The organism is Pseudomonas sp. NPDC089743, assembly GCF_044748785.1.
GTDB lineage: Bacteria > Pseudomonadota > Gammaproteobacteria > Pseudomonadales > Pseudomonadaceae > Aquipseudomonas > Aquipseudomonas putida_X.
Map to the genome: position 1 here is coordinate 584,699 of NZ_JBIVGS010000001.1, position 15,620 is coordinate 600,318.

At 63.1% G+C, this 15,620-nt stretch carries 12 protein-coding genes; 3 read left to right on the forward strand and 9 right to left on the reverse strand.

All coding sequences use genetic code 11. The features are described 5' to 3' along the window. Window positions 1–22 precede the first annotated feature (22 nt). Genes ubiB through ubiE form a run of 3 tightly spaced genes read right to left on the reverse strand, consistent with a single transcriptional unit; the run spans window position 23 to window position 3,032 of the window. Entirely contained in the window at window positions 23–1,642 is a 1,620-nt protein-coding gene (ubiB, locus tag ACIPZC_RS02740; RefSeq protein WP_241804089.1) for a ubiquinone biosynthesis regulatory protein kinase UbiB, read from the reverse strand. Continuing rightward, on the reverse strand, window positions 1,639–2,262 hold the full coding sequence (locus ACIPZC_RS02745) for an SCP2 domain-containing protein (protein WP_400624682.1): 624 nt from the start codon (window positions 2,260–2,262) through the stop codon (window positions 1,639–1,641). Before ACIPZC_RS02745 ends, ubiB begins: the two co-directional genes overlap by 4 nt. Continuing rightward, a complete protein-coding gene (gene ubiE, locus ACIPZC_RS02750) occupies window positions 2,262–3,032 on the reverse strand; it encodes a bifunctional demethylmenaquinone methyltransferase/2-methoxy-6-polyprenyl-1,4-benzoquinol methylase UbiE (protein ID WP_012312396.1) in 771 nt (256 codons plus the stop codon). The genes ACIPZC_RS02745 and ubiE overlap by 1 nt, the downstream gene beginning before the upstream one ends. 124 nt (window positions 3,033–3,156) lie before the next feature. On the opposite strand from ubiE, the gene ACIPZC_RS02755 reads away from it, so the two are divergent. After that, window positions 3,157–3,432, forward strand: coding sequence for a polyhydroxyalkanoic acid system family protein (locus ACIPZC_RS02755; RefSeq protein WP_241804087.1), 276 nt, complete (start codon window positions 3,157–3,159; stop codon window positions 3,430–3,432). Window positions 3,433–3,468: 36 nt separating this feature from the next. Here ACIPZC_RS02755 and ACIPZC_RS02760 read toward each other — a convergent pair whose 3' ends face one another. After that, window positions 3,469–8,202 (reverse strand): dermonecrotic toxin domain-containing protein, encoded by a 4,734-nt coding sequence (locus ACIPZC_RS02760; RefSeq protein WP_400624685.1) that lies wholly within the window; start codon window positions 8,200–8,202, stop codon window positions 3,469–3,471. Window positions 8,203–8,445: 243 nt separating this feature from the next. On the opposite strand from ACIPZC_RS02760, the gene ACIPZC_RS02765 reads away from it, so the two are divergent. Both ACIPZC_RS02765 and ACIPZC_RS02770 read left to right on the forward strand, forming a co-directional pair. After that, window positions 8,446–8,865, forward strand: coding sequence for a phasin family protein (locus ACIPZC_RS02765; RefSeq protein ID WP_241804085.1), 420 nt, complete (start codon window positions 8,446–8,448; stop codon window positions 8,863–8,865). A 10-nt stretch (window positions 8,866–8,875) separates the two neighbouring features. After that, window positions 8,876–9,631: a phasin family protein gene (locus ACIPZC_RS02770; protein WP_400624687.1), complete on the forward strand. Its 756-nt coding sequence runs from the start codon at window positions 8,876–8,878 to the stop codon at window positions 9,629–9,631. A 127-nt stretch (window positions 9,632–9,758) separates the two neighbouring features. Here the strand turns inward: ACIPZC_RS02770 and ACIPZC_RS02775 are convergent, their stop codons facing one another. From ACIPZC_RS02775 to ACIPZC_RS02795, 5 genes are all read right to left on the reverse strand, one after another. Next, complete coding sequence (locus tag ACIPZC_RS02775; RefSeq protein ID WP_267820484.1) at window positions 9,759–10,373, reverse strand: TetR/AcrR family transcriptional regulator; 615 nt, start codon at window positions 10,371–10,373, stop codon at window positions 9,759–9,761. Between the two features lie 13 nt (window positions 10,374–10,386). Further along, entirely contained in the window at window positions 10,387–12,069 is a 1,683-nt protein-coding gene (gene phaC / locus ACIPZC_RS02780; RefSeq protein WP_241804082.1) for a class II poly(R)-hydroxyalkanoic acid synthase, read from the reverse strand. 54 nt (window positions 12,070–12,123) lie between these two features. Continuing rightward, window positions 12,124–12,975 (reverse strand): poly(3-hydroxyalkanoate) depolymerase, encoded by an 852-nt coding sequence (gene phaZ, locus ACIPZC_RS02785; protein WP_241804081.1) that lies wholly within the window; start codon window positions 12,973–12,975, stop codon window positions 12,124–12,126. A gap of 63 nt (window positions 12,976–13,038) precedes the next feature. Next, window positions 13,039–14,718 carry a class II poly(R)-hydroxyalkanoic acid synthase gene (gene phaC, locus ACIPZC_RS02790; RefSeq protein WP_400624690.1) on the reverse strand — a complete coding sequence of 560 codons (1,680 nt, stop codon included), beginning with the start codon at window positions 14,716–14,718 and terminating at the stop codon, window positions 13,039–13,041. Window positions 14,719–15,070: 352 nt separating this feature from the next. Continuing rightward, window positions 15,071–15,448 carry a DUF971 domain-containing protein gene (locus tag ACIPZC_RS02795; protein ID WP_267820491.1) on the reverse strand — a complete coding sequence of 126 codons (378 nt, stop codon included), beginning with the start codon at window positions 15,446–15,448 and terminating at the stop codon, window positions 15,071–15,073. Window positions 15,449–15,620 lie beyond the last annotated feature (172 nt).

The following is a 15,620-nucleotide window of genomic DNA, read 5'->3' on the forward strand; positions in this document are numbered from 1 at the left end:
TGCCAGCCAGCAGCGCGGCTGGCTATTGGCGCACGATCAGGTAAAGGCCGGCTGCCAGCATCAGCCACGCCGGCCAGGCGGCCGGGGCGGCCAGGCTGGCGGCCTCGGCGGCGCCTGCGGCCAGCACCGCACCGCCGCCCAGCAGGCCGGCACCGAGCAGGCGCAGCGCCCAGCGGTCGCCCTGGCGACGCCGCTCGGGCAGCTGCGGGTCGTGCAGGTGCGGCTGGGAAAGACGTTCGAGCAGGTCGCGGGTCATGCCGGCCAGGTGCGGCAGCTGTTCGGCCTGGCTGTACAGGTTGCCGAACATGGCCTTGGGGCTGTAGCGCTCGCGCATCCAGCGTTCCAAGAACGGTTTGGCGGTGCTCCACAGGTCAAGGTCAGGGTACAGCTGGCGGCCCAGGCCCTCGATGTTGAGCAGCGTCTTCTGCAGCAACACCAACTGCGGCTGGACTTCCATGTTGAAGCGCCGGGCTGTCTGGAACAGGCGCATCAGTACTTGGCCGAAGGAAATGTCCTTGAGCGGTTTTTCGAAGATCGGCTCGCACACGGTACGGATGGCCGCTTCGAATTCATTGGCCTTGGTATGCGCCGGTACCCAGCCCGAGTCGATGTGCAGCTCGGCGACGCGGCGGTAGTCGCGCTTGAAGAAGGCGATCAGGTTGCGCGCCAGGTAGTCCTGGTCTTCGGCGGTGAGGCTGCCGACGATACCGCAGTCGATGGCGATGTACTGAGGGCTCCACGGTTTGACGGTGCTGACGAAGATATTGCCGGGGTGCATGTCGGCATGGAAGAAACTGTGGCGGAACACCTGGGTGAAAAACACCTCCACACCGCGCTCGGCCAGCAGTTTCATGTCGGTGCGCTGGTCTGCCAGGGTGGCCATGTCGGTCACTGGCACGCCGTAGATGCGCTCCATCACCAGCACCTTGGGGCGGCACAGGTCCCAGTAGACCTGGGGCACGTACATCAGCTCCGAGCCTTCGAAGTTGCGCCGCAGCTGGCTGGCATTGGCCGCCTCGCGGAGCAGGTCGAGCTCGTCGTAGATGGTTTTTTCGTAGTCGCCGACGATTTCCACCGGGTGCAGGCGACGGGCATCGGCCGAAGCCCGCTCGGCGCCCTTGGCGATCAGGAATAGCCAGGCAAGGTCCTGGGCGATCACCGGCTTGAGGCCAGGGCGCACGACCTTGACCACCACTTCCTCGCCGGTCTTCAGGCGCGCGGCATGCACCTGGGCCACCGAGGCGGAGGCCAGCGGTTCGACGTCGAAGCGGCTGAACACTTCACCCACCTTGGCGCCAAGCTGGCTTTCGATAAGCGCCACGGCCTGTTTCGGGTCGAACGGGGGTACACGGTCCTGCAGCAGCATCAGCTCATCGGCGATGTCGGTGGGCAGCAGGTCGCGGCGGGTGGACAGCAACTGGCCGAATTTGATGAATATCGGCCCCAGGTCCTGGAGCGCCAGGCGCAGACGGGCCCCCCGGCTGAGTTCGGAGTGCCCGCGAGGCAACCAACGCCACGGCATCAGCAGGCGCAGGCTGCGCAGCCACCACGGCAGCGGTAGGTCGAAGAGCAAGTCATCGAGGCGGTAGCGGATCACCACGCGCTGGATGCGAAAGAGACGACGGACGGCGAGCAGCTTCATGCGTTATCGCTGGTATCAAGGGATCGGGAGAGGCGCTGCAGGCGCGCCTCGAGGCGTTCTGTATCGACCTTCAGGGTGTCTAGCTCGATGAAGGCAGCTTCAGCTTCGCGCTTGCCTACCAGGGTGCGCGACTCTTCGGCCAGGTACTCGGACAGGTTCTGGCTGAAGCGTGCCAGCCCTTGGCGGGTCCAGCGTGCACGCAGGCGCACGTGGCCGGCGAGCAGCGAAGTGGCGACCGGGCCGAGCCAGCGCTGCAGTTCGTGCTCCCAGTCCAGTTCCAGGTCCTGCAGTATGCCGAACAGGTCGAGCAGCACGGCAGTGTCGCCATGCAGTTCGACCTGAGGGCTATGCAGCACAGCGGTCTTGTCCTTGGCCACGGCCAGTTGCAGCAGGCTACCGGCCGGCGCGCGCAGGCTGCAGTCGACCTCGCCTTGCCAGTGTGCGGCAAGCATCAGGCCCTGTTCATCGGGCAGGATGAACACTTGCAGGGCCGGCTGGCGACAATCGATTTCGATGACCTTGCCTTCCAGCGCACCCAGCCGCGGCAATGCCGTGCTGTCCATGCGCAGGACGCGGTTCAGGCCATGTTCGACGCTGGCGAGCAGCCCTGCCAGCAACATCAGGGCTTGATTCCCCGGTGCACGGCGACGATGCCGCTGGTCATGTTGTGGTAGGTGACCCGGTCGAAACCGGCATCGACCATCATGGCCTTGAGGGTTTCCTGGTCGGGGTGCATGCGGATCGACTCGGCGAGGTAGCGATAGCTCTCGGAGTCATTGGTGATCAGCTTGCCGGCCAGGGGCATGAAGGCGAACGAGTAGGCGTCGTAGGCCTTGGACATCAGTTTGTTGGTCGGCTTGGAGAACTCCAGGATCAACAGGCGCCCGCCCGGCTTGAGCACACGCAGCATCGAGCGGATGGCCTCGTCTTTGTGGGTGACGTTGCGCAGGCCGAAGGCGATGGTCACACAGTCGAAGTGGTTGTCCGGGAATGGCAGCTTCTCGGCGTCGGCCTGGACGAACTCGATGTTGCCGGCAACACCGCGGTCGAGCAGGCGGTCGCGCCCGACCTTGAGCATCGAGTCGTTGATGTCGGCGAGCACCACCTGGCCGGTAGGGCCGACCAGGCGCGAAAACTTGGCAGCCAGATCACCCGTGCCGCCGGCGATGTCCAGCACCCGATTGCCGCTACGCACACCTGACAGCTCGATGGTGAAGCGCTTCCACAGGCGGTGCATGCCGCCGGAAAGCACATCGTTCATCAGGTCGTACTTGGCAGCCACCGAGTGGAACACTTCGGCGACTTTCTTCGCTTTCTGGCTCTCGGGCACATCCTGGTAACCGAAATGGGTGGTGGGTTCGGCGTGTTCGCCTTTGCGCTGGTCGTTCATATCGCTTCACCGGAAAAAATTATCGCCATTCTAGGGCGAATGGGCGCATTTGTCTTGGCAGGGTGTACCGTGCGGCGGGGGCGGGCATAATGCCGATTATGTCTTCATATCCAGGAACACCCGTATGACTCAGATCAGCGTCGAACGCAAACACACCCTCGGTCGCGAGGCGGCCCGTGCCAAGGCTCAAACGCTGGTGGAAAAACTGAGCCGTGAATACGACCTCAAGGCCACCTGGAACGGTGACCGGGTGGATGTCGCCCGCAGCGGCGCCAACGGCAGTGTGCACATTGGCGAAGACAGCATCCGTGTGGACCTGAAACTGGGCATGATGCTGTCGATGATGAGCGGCACCATCAAGGGTGAAATCGAGCGGGCGCTGGACAAGGCGCTGGCCTGAGCCTGACGGGCCGACCGAGGTCGGCCCGTGGCACGCTCAATCGGCCGGAAACGGTACGATGCCGACCACATCTTCGAGCTTCAGATCGCCGCGGTAGATCTTGATCCGTTCGGCGGTGGTGGCGTGCTTGAGTTGTTCCTCTCGCTCCAGGCTCCGGGGCTCCCAGAATTTCAAGTGGCCCTTGGCGAAGTCGCGGGCGCTGGCCTGCTGGCTGCGGTAATGAAAGTGCGCCTCCCACAGCACTTTGGCGGGCGCATGGGTGTCTCGGATTTCATACACGTCCAGGAAGTCACTCGCACGGCGCGTCGGTTTTCTCGCCACCGTTGGCGTGATCTGCAGGCGCTGCCGTTCATGCAGGTAGCGCAATGCAGCGGCATCGGGGTGTTGCGTGGTGAGGTAGGACTGGGTCAGCAGCCGTTGTTTCTCTGCCCGCACGTAGGTTATCGCTTCCTGCAGTTCGCTGCTCAATGCGGCTAGCCGGGGGTCGCCCTTGATGGCCTTGAGTTTGACGGCGATCTCAAGCATGTCTTCGATATGCCAGTCCATGAGGTTGGACAGGGCATTCGGCTCGTTGATGTGACGTGCGGCCTTGGCGATGCGCTCGTCACGGCTGGCGAGCAGGCTGGTGGCGCGTTGGCGCAGTTCGGAGGTGTTGAGGGCCACCGAAGGCTGCTCCGGCGGCAGCTCATACCACTCGCCGTCGCGCTGTTCGAACGTGCTGGCAGGTTGCTGAGTGACGGGGTCGTGTTGCACCGCTCGGTTGCTGCCTTGTGCACGGTCGACCAGCAGCCGGCGACCTTGCGCCGTCCTGATGACCGTGTTCTTGCGAGGGTGTACACGGTGCAGCACTGGAGCGGGGGCGGGGCTTGCGCCGCTGTCCACGTTCACCAGGGCACTGGCAAGCTGCGCTTCAGTGATGTGCACCAGTGTCGACAATTCCTCGATGTACCCTTGCAGCATGGCCTGGTCGATGGCCGGGTGATCGAACGACTGCAGGTACTGGGCCTTGCCGAGCGTGGTCTGATACTCGCGTAATGCATCGCCGAGCAAGCCTGCCTGCTCTTCCTGGGGCAGGTTTGCCGTGGCGATGCCATCATGTGTCCAGATGGTCTGTGAGAACTGCTTGCTGTCCAGCGCTTGCTGCAAGGGCAGAAGATCGACGGCCGCTTGCTCGGTCAGGCGCGTCTTGTCCAGCAACAGGTTTGCCATGTCGCTCAGCTTCTGCGCGCGAATGATCAAGGTTGAATAGGGGCGCAGCGCCACGGCCTCTTCGATCCTGGCTTTCTTGTCCTTGTTCTGGAAGGTGATCAGCGGGTCATCCAGTATCTGCGGCAAGAGGTTGTCTAGCCGCTCACTGACCGTGAGCAGGCGGTTGACGATGCCCAGCGTGTCCTGCATGGCCTGGCGAAGCGAAACATGGCGTTGTATTTGTTCGTCGGTCACGGGCAGTTTGCTCAGGCCGACGGAGCGTTGCTCGATGCTGTTGTGGTCCGTTTGTTCCAGCAGACGGCGAAGCAACAGTATGTCGTTCTCGACGAATGTTTCGCAAAGTACACCCAGGCTGCGCCTGGCGCTGCCGTGCCGGTCCAGCCTGGCGAACCGCGGCTCGATCAGTTGGCGCAGGAGGGAGGCACTGGTTTGCAGCAATGACGCCTGTTTTTCCAGGCACAGCGATATCGTGCGGATCTGCGGCATAAGGGCCTGGCGCCGGGCAGTCAGGGCCTGGTTTCGTTGCTGCAGCTGTTCGTCCATGGCTGCCGGGCCCCCTGCCCTGGCCAAGGCGTGCCCGAAGGCATTGGCATCGGCATCGTAGTCGGCCATCAATCGCTGGTTCGACTCCAGCAGCGGTTTGATCTTCTTCAGCGCGGCGTGGTGGGTAGCCACCGCCTGGTTCAGGCTGTCGAACTGCTGCTGATTCTGCGCGACGACTTGCTGCCGGGTTCTGGGCATGCCGCCAGCCAGGGCGAGGTCCAGTACCCAGGTATCGTTCCAGCGTGTCAGCCAGGGGCCGTAGCGGCGTTGGCGGCCAACGATATGGTAGCCGTCCGGGTTGCCACCCCACCGGCTTTGCCATTCATCCATGTTTTGCGGCGGGCCGATGATTCGCAGGCCTGTTTCGCTTTCCTGCACCTCGTAGGCAGCCCCGTGCAAGTTGACGAAGTAGCGGTCATCGAGGGTATACAACCCGCGAAGCCGGCCTTGGCGCTGCACCTTGAGCCCGTCCAGGGAAATGTTGGCCTGCAGTTGCCCCAGCGCGTGTCGGGTGGGCGCTGGGAGGTTGCCCAGGCGTTGGTTGTCGCCCCAGTTCAGCAGCGCGACGTGGCGTTGGGGCTGAACCGGCGATTGCCAGGCGCCTTCGTCCGGCGCCTCCCGCCAGGGCGCAGCGGCAGCCGGCCGGGCTTCCAGGCCTTCAAGCCATGGCAGCGGGCCTTGCAGCCGGGCCGCAGGGGGTTCTGGGGTGACACTGCCGACATCATGGATCAGCAACATGGCGACATTCGCCAGCAGGTCGGTGACTGCCAGGGCCTTTTCCTCGGGTGTGCCTTGAGTGAGTGCCGACAGATCGTCTTTCAATGCAGCCACTGCAGCCACCACCCAGGCCACGACCGCTGCCGGGCCGCGCAGCAATGGCGTGGTGGCGTTGAACAGCATCCAGCCAAGCTGCCTGGCCAGCGCCCAGCGCTGTTGCGAGTTCGAGACCGCCTGACGCGAGGCAAGCAGTAACAGTGCCTGCACCCTGGCGTTGTGCACCTTGATGTCCAGATCGCCCCGCCAAGGCTCATGCATCAGCGTTACCGGGGTACGCAGCGACTCCAGCGCGTCATCGGTCCACGCGGTGCCACCGCCCAGCCAGTGCGCCAGGCTGGACAGGCCCGGGTGCAGGTGAGGGCGGATGAAGCCACCGTGCTGATACACGGGCCGGTTTTCATCGTCTATCCAGTCGAGCACGTCCTGCTGCAACTGCACATCCGTGCGGATAAGCGCCATCAGCGCATCCAGGCTGGCCTGTTCCATCAAAGGGCGTTGGGCAAAAAACGGGCGGTAGAGTACATAGCTGGCGCTGGCCTGGACATGCAGCAGGAACATGCCATGCACGGTGTCGCCCTTACGGGCGCCTGCGAACGGTCGCAGCAGCAGTGCCGAGACCGTCAATGGCGTCGAGGGCAGTGCTTTGCCCAGGCAAAATTCGGCAATCGCCCGGTAGGCCGTCTCGCCAAGCTGGCCGGCAATTTTCGCCTTGAGGGCCGAAAACGCCAGATTACTGCGCCATTCCTGGGCAAAGCGTTGGACTTGCCCGGGGTCATGCTCGAATGCCTGAAGCTGAGCGGCCACATGCAGCGGATACTGGCCGCCGATGTCGACCGCAGCGATCAGGGCCTGAACGTAATCGAGGGTGATCCAGGCTTGCTCCGGTATGCGCCCTTGGTAGGTCAGGCCCGATGCCACTTCGTTCGACGCGGTGTGCAGGCGTTCTATGGCCAGTTCGGTGAGGGACATGCTTTTGAGGTAAGGCAGCTGGGCTGGCCCTGTCGATGACACAGGCACGACAACGGAGATCGCTATCATCAGCGCGTTGGGGTCGGGCAGTGGCTGGTCGGGGTGGTCGAGTTGCATTTGTTCGCGCAGGCGTCGCCTGGCATAAGCGTGAAGCGTTTCGACATCGTCCAGTGACCCTTTGCTGCCTGCCTGCGCCTGGCGGGCGCCCAACTGCAGCAAGGCGGCGCTGTACAGCAGGCGGTCGCTGGCTTCTGCCGAAGCCAGCCAGCCTGGTAAGGCGATTGCCGGTTGGTCTTGATCCACCACTGGCTGGCCGGAAATGCCAGCGGCGGGGTTGGTAACGGTGTCGAGCGTGTGTTCCAGCGCCTCTACAGAGCTGATGGGCGCCACCCTCAGGAGGCCGAGGCGCTCGACGATGCCATTGAGCATGGCTGTAGCCTGGTGTTCGAACGGGTCGCCGGGCAAGGGACGCTGCGCCCAGCGCAAGGTGTCGAAGCGATACGTTTGGGCCAACTGATCGCGCAGGGCATTGGCGAAAGTGGTCGCATCCCTATAGCTGCGTACTCTGCCCGAAGGGCTGCACCACAGCACCAGGTCGGGCCAGAACAGTACAAAGTCCGGCAGCGTGAACGACAGGATGTTGCCCGGCAGGCCCAGCGATATCTGCAGGGCGCTGACGACCGGTGTGTTGGTGCCGTTCGACAGCAGGCGATAGAGCCTGGCTCTGGCGGTGGCATTGAGCCCCTGGCGTTCCACGTTGTTCAGCAGTGAAGCTTTCAGCACATGCGCCAGCCAGCGCAGGTTGGAGCGCTCGTAAGCGCCGGCGGTGCCAGCCCAGAAGCTGATCTGGGCCTGCTCGAAGGCATCGCCCAGGGCGCCGAGCACTGTGTCGAAATCGCGGTTGAGCATCGCCATATCAAGCGTGATTCTGGGCTGGTCGGCAGGGTTGGCGCCTTGCTCCTGGGGGTAGAAGGGCTGCGGTGGGGCGATGCTGAGTTGATCCCCTGCGCCCAGGTCCATGGGGCGGCCGCTCAGGTAGTGCTCCAGCAGCAGTGGCACCAGCGGCTGCTCTGGCGGCAAGGATGGTTCTGCTCTGAGTACGGTGAACCGCTCCAGGCTTTCAAGGTGCGGATAGTTGCGAACGATCCACGGGTAGCGGTCGGCAAGCACGCTGAAACCTTCGTCAGCCAGCAGGCGGCGTAGTGTCGGGCGTTCGGCGAAGCGGCTGGCCACCAGCTGCCGATAGGTGATGTTCGAGGGCGATACCGCCATGCAAGTCGAGCTCCAGTTTGCAAATGAGCGCGAACACTAGAGGCGGCGAGGTTACCGGGTGAGGTAAATACGTCGCACGCCCGGGTACATTGGACGAAGCGCGCAGAACATAGAGAGCGGTTGCAACGGGCAGTCATGTACTGCCTCTGCTTAGGGTGAAGATTCTAATTTCTGTCTCTAACTTATGCTCAAGCCCACCTCCATGGGCGGTTCCTCTCCACTCGTGAGCATGAGGTACAGAACATGGCTAAAGTAACCGTGAAGAAAAAGGAAGACGCCCAAAGCACGCTGGGCGAAGTGCGCGGCTATGCGCGCAAGATCTGGCTGGCAGGCATCGGCGCTTATGCCCGGGTTGGCCAGGAGGGTTCGGACTACTTTCAGGAGCTGGTAAAGGCCGGTGAAGGGGTCGAGAAGCGTGGCAAGAAGCGCATCGACAAAGAACTCGATGCCGCCAACAACCAGATCGACGAAGCGGCCGAAGAAGTCAGCCGCGTACGTGGCAAGGTCGAAGTACAACTCGACAAGATCGAGAAGGCTTTCGACGCGCGGGTCGGTCGCGCCTTGAATCGCCTCGGCATTCCGTCTAAACATGACGTTGAGGCGTTGTCCATCAAGCTTGAACAGCTGCATGAGCTGCTCGAGCGCGTCGCGCACAAACCATAAGGAGAGCAGGATGGCTGGCAAGAAGAATTCCGATAAAGACGGCAGCTCCTGGGTCGGCGGGATCGAGAAGTACTCCCGCAAGATCTGGCTGGCAGGGCTGGGTATCTATTCGAAGATCGACCAGGACGGCCCGAAGCTGTTCGACTCGTTGGTCAAAGATGGCGAGAAGGCCGAGAAGCAGGCGAAGAAAACCGCTGAGGATGTGGCCGATAACGCCAAGGCCTCGACCACTTCGCGTGTTTCTGGCGTGAAGGACCGTGCACTGGGCAAGTGGAGCGAGCTCGAAGAAGCCTTCGACAAACGCCTGAACAGCGCTATCTCGCGCCTTGGCGTGCCAAGCAGGAACGAAATCAAGGCCCTGCACCAGCAGGTCGATAGCCTGACCAAGCAGATCGAGAAACTGACCGGGGCTTCGGTCACGCCGATCTCGTCGCGCGCCGCTGCAGCCAAGCCTGCAGCCAGCAAGACTGCAGCCAAACCGCTGGCCAAGGCAGCTGCCAAGCCTGCAGCAAAAACGGCGGCGGCCAAGACTGCTGCGGCCAAACCCGCGGCGAAACCTGCAGCCAAACCCGTTGCTGCCAAGCCTGCGGCAAAGCCTGCTGCTGCGAAAAAACCGGCGGTGAAAAAGGCACCGGCCAAGCCGGCCGCTGCCAAGCCGGCAGCACCCGCAGCCAGCGCCGCACCGGCCGCTACTGCAGCGCCAACACCCAGCGCAGCTCCCGCCAGCAGCGCTGCGTCGGCACCGGTGAGCGCTACCGAGGCGTGATACTGCGTCGCCGTCATCGCCGGCAAGCCGGCCCCCACACGTACTGCGCAAGCTTTGAAACCCGCGCAGTACTTGGGGGGCGGCTTGCCGGCGATGGGGCCAGTCGCGCCCCCGGAAATCTGTACCCCTACTCCTCCAGGTAGCGCACCGCCAACTGCTCCGCCGCTTCACGCGCTGGCGCCTGCAGATGCGGCGCCACCAGCATCATCACCTGATACACCACGATCCCTACATCCCCCTCGCGCCCCAGTACCCGCTGGTAATCCAGCGAGAACATGAGCGTCAGGGTGATCTGCTCCACCAGTTGGCCCAGCGCCTGCGTTTCACTGACCACCTGGCCCTGGCCTTTGAGGCTGGCCAGCAGTGCCGCCAGTGTGCGTTTAAGTGCATTGATCAGGCTGCGCATGCCCCGTGCCAGCTTGGGCAGGCGCCCGGTCAGGTTCGACAGGTCCTGGAACAGGAAGCGGTACTGGGCCATGCGTTCGACGATCAAGTGAAGAAAAAGCCAGTAGTCCTCGGCATCCAGGCGCACTTCCAGGGGCGGGTCCAGCAGCGGCATCAGCGCTTCTTCGAAGCGCTCGAACAGGCCGATTATCAAAGGCTCCTTACCGTGGAAGTGGTAATACAGGTTGCCTGGGCTGATGCCCAGCTCGTTGGCAATCTCAAGCGTCGAAACGTTGGGCTCGCCCTGCTGGTTGAACAGCTGCAGGGCGCATTCGAGAATACGGTCGCGGGTCTTCATCCAGTCGTTGTACTCATCGGGTCAGGACATAGGTGCCTGGCGCGGGGCCCAGCGGTGGATAGGTCGCGTTGCCCAGCTCCACCCGCGGCGCCTTGAGCGGGCCGGAACGGGGGGTTATCCACTCCAGCCACAGGGGCCACCAGCTGCCGTCGTTGCGCTTGGCATCGTGGAACCAGGCACGCGGGTCACTCGATAGCCTGGGGTTGTCCAGGTAATAGGCCTTGGGGTTGCCGGGCGGGTTGATGATGCTCTGGATGTGCCCGCTGTTGGCCAGCACGAACCGCCGCTCGCCGCCCAGCAACAAGGCTGAACGGTACACGGCATCCCATGGCGTGATGTGGTCGTTGCTGCCGGCCACGGTAAAGCTGTCGAGGTTGACCTGCTTGAGGTCGATAGGCGTGCCGCAGACCTCCAGCCCGGCGGGGTGGGTGAGCGGGTTGAGCTTGAAGAAGTCCAACAGTTCGCCATGCAGTGCAGCGGGTAGCCGCGTGCTGTCGGCATTCCAGTAGAGAATGTCGAAAGCAGGCGGCGTCTTGCCCAGCAGGTAATTGTTGACCCAGTAGTTCCAGATCAGGTCGTTGGGCCGCATCCAGGCGAAGATCCGCGCCACCTCGCTGCCATCCAGTACCCCGCGCTGGTAGGAGCGGCGCTTGGCCGCTTCGATGGTCTGCTCGTCGGCGAACAGGCTGGCGGGGCTGTCGAACTTGCTGTCGAGCAAGCTGACCAGGTAGGTGGCGCTGCGCACCCGGCGCAGTTGGTGCTTGGCTTGCAGGTGGCCCTGCAGCGCGGCCATGGTCAGGCCGCCGGCGCAGGCGCCCATCAGGTTGGGGTCGCGGTTGCCGCTGATGCTGCGGCAGGCGTTGAGTGCTTCTTCAAGCGCCTCTACATAGCTGGACAGGCCCCATTCGCGGTGGCGCGGGTCGGGGTTGCGCCAGCTGACCATGAACACCTGCAAACCGTTCTTGAGCATGAACTGGACGAAACTGTTGTTCGCCTGCATGTCGAAGATGTAGAACTTGTTGATCTGCGGTGGCACCACCAGCAAAGGCCGAGCGTGCTGTTTCTCACTCATCGGCTTGTACTGGATCAGTTCCAGCATCTCGTTGCGAAACACCACCGCGCCCGGGGTTGCCGCCAGGTTGCCGCCCACTTCGAAGGCCCGCTCGTCCACCTGGCGCGGCAGGCCGTCGTTGTGCCGCAGGTCGTCGAGCAGGTGGGCCACGCCGCGCACCAGGCTCTGCCCGCCGGTATTGAGCAGTTCCTTGACCGCCAACGGATTGAGCAACGAGTTGCTCGGTGCCAGGGCGTCGTTGATCTGGTTGAACAGAAAATGCGCCCGGGCCCGGTCATCGTCGTCCAGGTGGCTTTCATCTATCCACAGGCGGGTCTGCTTCTGCCAGGCCAGGTAGGCCTGCAGGCCACGGCGGTAAAACGGGTTCTGGCTCCATGTCGGATCGCTGAAGCGCGCATCCCGCGGGCTTGGCGAGTAGGGTGTGTCGCCGAGCATGACGCGACCCAGCTGGCCGCTCAGGGCAAGCAGGTGGCGTGCGGTGTGCATGGGGTTGAGCAAACCATGCCGGCCAACATTGCGCAGCGTGGAAATCAGGTCGCGGCCGCGCAGGCCGACGATCGCGTTCTGTGCGTTCATGCTGATGGCTGGGAGCGTTGTCGTTCCTTTGGCCGGTTTGTCTTTCATGGCAGCACTCCTTCGTCAGGCCACGGTCGGGACAGAACAACAGCAAACAGCACCCTAGCCGCCGGAGGCCGGGCGGGGGTGCATGACCGCGCGCTGACGTTCTTGCTCGAGGAACTTCATGATGATCGGGGCGACGGCTTCGGCCCGGGTGATCAGGAACAAATGACCGTCGTCGATAATATGTAGCTGGGCATTGGGAATTCGCCAGGCCAGCAAGCGCATGTTGATCAGTGGGATCAGCGGATCGTCGTCGCCGGCCAGCACCAACGTGGGCTGCTGGATCCTGTGCAGCCAGTGGATGCTGGTCCAGCCCAGCCCGGCGAACAACTGCCAGTAGTAGCCCATCTTGCCGCCGGAGCGCACTTTGGATGCATGGTGCATGGCAAGGTCGGGGTCGCGGCGAAAGGCGCCGCCATAGATCAGCGGCGCGATACGGATCACATGCGAGGGCTGGATGTAGCGCCGGGGACTGGCCATGTTCCACAGCACCCGGGGCTTACCCGGTACCATGAATGCACCGGCGGCGGTGGCGGCCAGCACCAGCTTCTTGCAACGCTCTGGGTAGTCATGGGCGAACTGCTGGGCCAGGGCGCCGCCCCAGGATACCCCGATCGCGTTGACCTGGCCGTAGTCCAGGTAGTCGAGCATGCGCGCGGTCAGCTTGGCCAGGCCGGGGAAGCGATAGGGGCGGCGAGGGGTGGAGGAGCCGCCCACGCCCGGCACGTCGAAGGCAATGACTTCGAGGTCCGGGTCCAGCGCTTCGATGAACGGGAAAACCAGCTCCAGGTTGGCGCCGATACCATTGAAGATCAATAGCGGCGTCAGGTGCGGCTTGCCTGGGCGCACGGCAGTGCGGATGGACTGGTCGTCCAGCTCGACGGTCCGGAATATGTAGTGTGACGACATGCGCATGACTCTGTGGTGAATGAAGCGCCGTGGCCTGCCCGTGGGCTGCCACGGCGTTACAACTCAACGTTCGTGAACGTAAGTTCCCGGTGCGGCTTCACCTGCGGCGTAGGCACGGTTGCCCAGGCGGGTCGGCGCCTTTTTCAGCTCGCCGGCGCGCTCGCTCAGCCATGTCTGCCAATACAGCCACCAGGAGTCGGCATGTTTGTCTGCGTTCTCTTGCCAGGCCAAAGGGTCCCCGGGGCGGTCCACACCGGTCAGGAAGCGTGCCTTGGGGTTGCCTGGCGGGTTGAGGATGCTCTGGATGTGGCCGCTGTTGGACAGGACAAATTCGATCTTGCCGCCAAACAGGTGCGCCGAGCGGTAGCACGACTGCCATGGGGTAATGTGGTCGGCGGTGCCGGCCACGCTGAAGATGTCGCACTTGACCTTTTTCAGGTCGATGGCGGTCCCGCACACTTCCAGTGCATCGGCGCGGGTCAGCGGGTTGTTCTTGAACATCTCGATCAGGTCGCCGTGGAAGGCCGCGGGCAGGCGGGTGGTGTCGTTGTTCCAGAACAGGATGTCGAACACCGGCGGCTCGTTGCCGAGCAGGTAATTGTTGACCCAGTAGTTCCAGATCAGGTCGTTGGGGCGCATCCAGGCGAACACCTTGGCCATGTCGCTGCCTTCGAGCACGCCGGCCTGGTAGGAGTGGCGCTTGGCCGACTCGAGGGTCTGCTCGTCGACGAACAATGCGACCTGGGTATCCAGGGTGGTGTCCAGCACGCTGACCAGCAGGGTGAGCGCATTCACCTTCTTCTCGCCCAGCGCGGCGTAGTGGCCGACCAGCGCGGTGCAGGTGATGCCGCCGGAGCAGGCGCCGAGCATGTTCAGGTCCTTGCTGCCGGTAATCGCCAGGACCGCGTCGACCGCTTCCTTGAGTGCGTCGATGTAGGTCGACAGGCCCCACTCACGCTGGGCTTTGGTCGGGTTGCGCCAGCTGATGATGAAGGTCTGCTGATGCGAGCGCAGGCAGAAGCGCGCCAGGCTTTTTTCCGGGCTCAGGTCGAAGACGTAGAACTTGTTGATCTGGGGCGGCACCACCAGCAAAGGGCGGCTGTGCACCTGTTCGGTGATGGGGCTGTACTGGATCAGTTCCAGCACGTCATTGCGGTACACCACGGCGCCTTCGCTGGTGCCGAGGTTCTTGCCCACTTCAAAGGCGTCCATGTTGACCTGGCTGGGCATGCCGCCGTTGTTGACCACGTCCTTGGCGAGGTTGGACAGGCCGTCGAGCAGGCTCTTGCCGCCGGTTTCGAAGAACCGTTTGACCGCCGCCGGGTTGGACAGGGTGTTGGTCGGTGCCATGGCTTCGGTCATCAGGTTGATGACGAATTGCCCGCGGCTGATGTCCTGGGGCGACAGGTCGCTGCTGCCGATCCAGTCCTGCAGCTCCTTGCGCCAGGCCAGATAGGTTTGCAGGTAGCGGCGGTACAGCGGGTTCTTGCTCCAGGCCGGGTCCTGGAAGCGGCGGTCGTCGCCTTCGGGGGCCAGGCTGGACTTGCCCAGCAGCACGTTTTTCAGCTCCAGGCCGAAATGTGCCACGTGTTTGGCGCTGTGCAGCGGCTGGCGCACGGCCTGGCGCAGCACGGTACGCGCAGAGCTCAGCAGGTCTTTGCGGCGAATGCCGATGACCGGGTTCAGGCCCAGGGTGTTGTCCGAGGCTTGCCGCTGCAACTCATCGTTGTTCTTGTTACTCATCTACGACGCTCCGTTGTCCTGAGACGAGTACCGGTTTGCTGTGGCGCATGCACAGTCGACAGCCCGGTACTGCTACTCGGGTGACCAGTGATAAGGAACAGCGGTGCTGCGGGCCGGATGCTATCGGCGATGAGCTGCGGGGGAGTCTGCGTGTGAAGACAGCCTGCTTTCGCTCGCGACCTCTACATACCAGCCATGCCCTGACTGCCTTCAAAGCAATGCAGGGAACTTGCCAGCTCCATTGGTTACCCGACTTTCATGTAATGCGCAAGACAGCCCATGAATGAGCTGTCTGTAGGGCATTCAAGCAGATGAGATTAGAAAATGCGCTCTAAACCGTGGAAGGCTTGAGCTAGAGCATCAGTTTGACCACTGTTTCGGCAGGATCGCGGGATTTGCCGGCCTTGTGCAGTTCATCGAGGTACTCGGCCCAGAGTTGTTCCTGGCGCAGGCACAGTTGCTCCAGATACTCCCAAGTGAACAGCCCGCTGTCATGGCCGTCGTCGAAGGTCAATTTCAGTGCATATTGGCCAGCGGGCTCGAGGCCGCTGAGGCCGACATTGAGTTTGCCGAATTGCAGGATGGGGTTGCCGTGGCCCTGGACCTCGGCGGAGGGTGAGTGCACGCGCAGGAATTCGGCGGGCAGGTGGTAGACCTCGTCGGGGCCGTAGGTGAGGCTGAGTGTCCTGGAGGCTTTGTGCAGGTTGATGGCGGTGGGCATGCGGGCCATGGTCTGAATCTCTTCTGAGCGACAAGTTGCAAGCTTCAAGCTTCAAGCTGCAAGCTGCAAGCTGCAAGCTGCAAGAAGTGATAGTAGAGCCACCCCACAAGGACCATCTGAACGCAGTGCCGCAAGCGACGCCAAACAGCTTGTCGCTTCAAGCTTCAAGCTTCAAGCTTCA

Coding starts and splice junctions, on each gene's coding strand:
- ubiB (WP_241804089.1), bottom strand. CDS start 1,642: ATGAAGCTGCTCGCCGTCCGTCGTCTCTTTCGCATCCAGCGCGTGGTG.
- ACIPZC_RS02745 (WP_400624682.1), bottom strand. CDS start 2,262: ATGTTGCTGGCAGGGCTGCTCGCCAGCGTCGAACATGGCCTGAACCGC.
- ubiE (WP_012312396.1), bottom strand. CDS start 3,032: ATGAACGACCAGCGCAAAGGCGAACACGCCGAACCCACCACCCATTTC.
- ACIPZC_RS02755 (WP_241804087.1), top strand. CDS start 3,157: ATGACTCAGATCAGCGTCGAACGCAAACACACCCTCGGTCGCGAGGCG.
- ACIPZC_RS02760 (WP_400624685.1), bottom strand. CDS start 8,202: ATGGCGGTATCGCCCTCGAACATCACCTATCGGCAGCTGGTGGCCAGC.
- ACIPZC_RS02765 (WP_241804085.1), top strand. CDS start 8,446: ATGGCTAAAGTAACCGTGAAGAAAAAGGAAGACGCCCAAAGCACGCTG.
- ACIPZC_RS02770 (WP_400624687.1), top strand. CDS start 8,876: ATGGCTGGCAAGAAGAATTCCGATAAAGACGGCAGCTCCTGGGTCGGC.
- ACIPZC_RS02775 (WP_267820484.1), bottom strand. CDS start 10,373: ATGAAGACCCGCGACCGTATTCTCGAATGCGCCCTGCAGCTGTTCAAC.
- phaC (WP_241804082.1), bottom strand. CDS start 12,069: ATGAAAGACAAACCGGCCAAAGGAACGACAACGCTCCCAGCCATCAGC.
- phaZ (WP_241804081.1), bottom strand. CDS start 12,975: ATGTCGTCACACTACATATTCCGGACCGTCGAGCTGGACGACCAGTCC.
- phaC (WP_400624690.1), bottom strand. CDS start 14,718: ATGAGTAACAAGAACAACGATGAGTTGCAGCGGCAAGCCTCGGACAAC.
- ACIPZC_RS02795 (WP_267820491.1), bottom strand. CDS start 15,448: ATGGCCCGCATGCCCACCGCCATCAACCTGCACAAAGCCTCCAGGACA.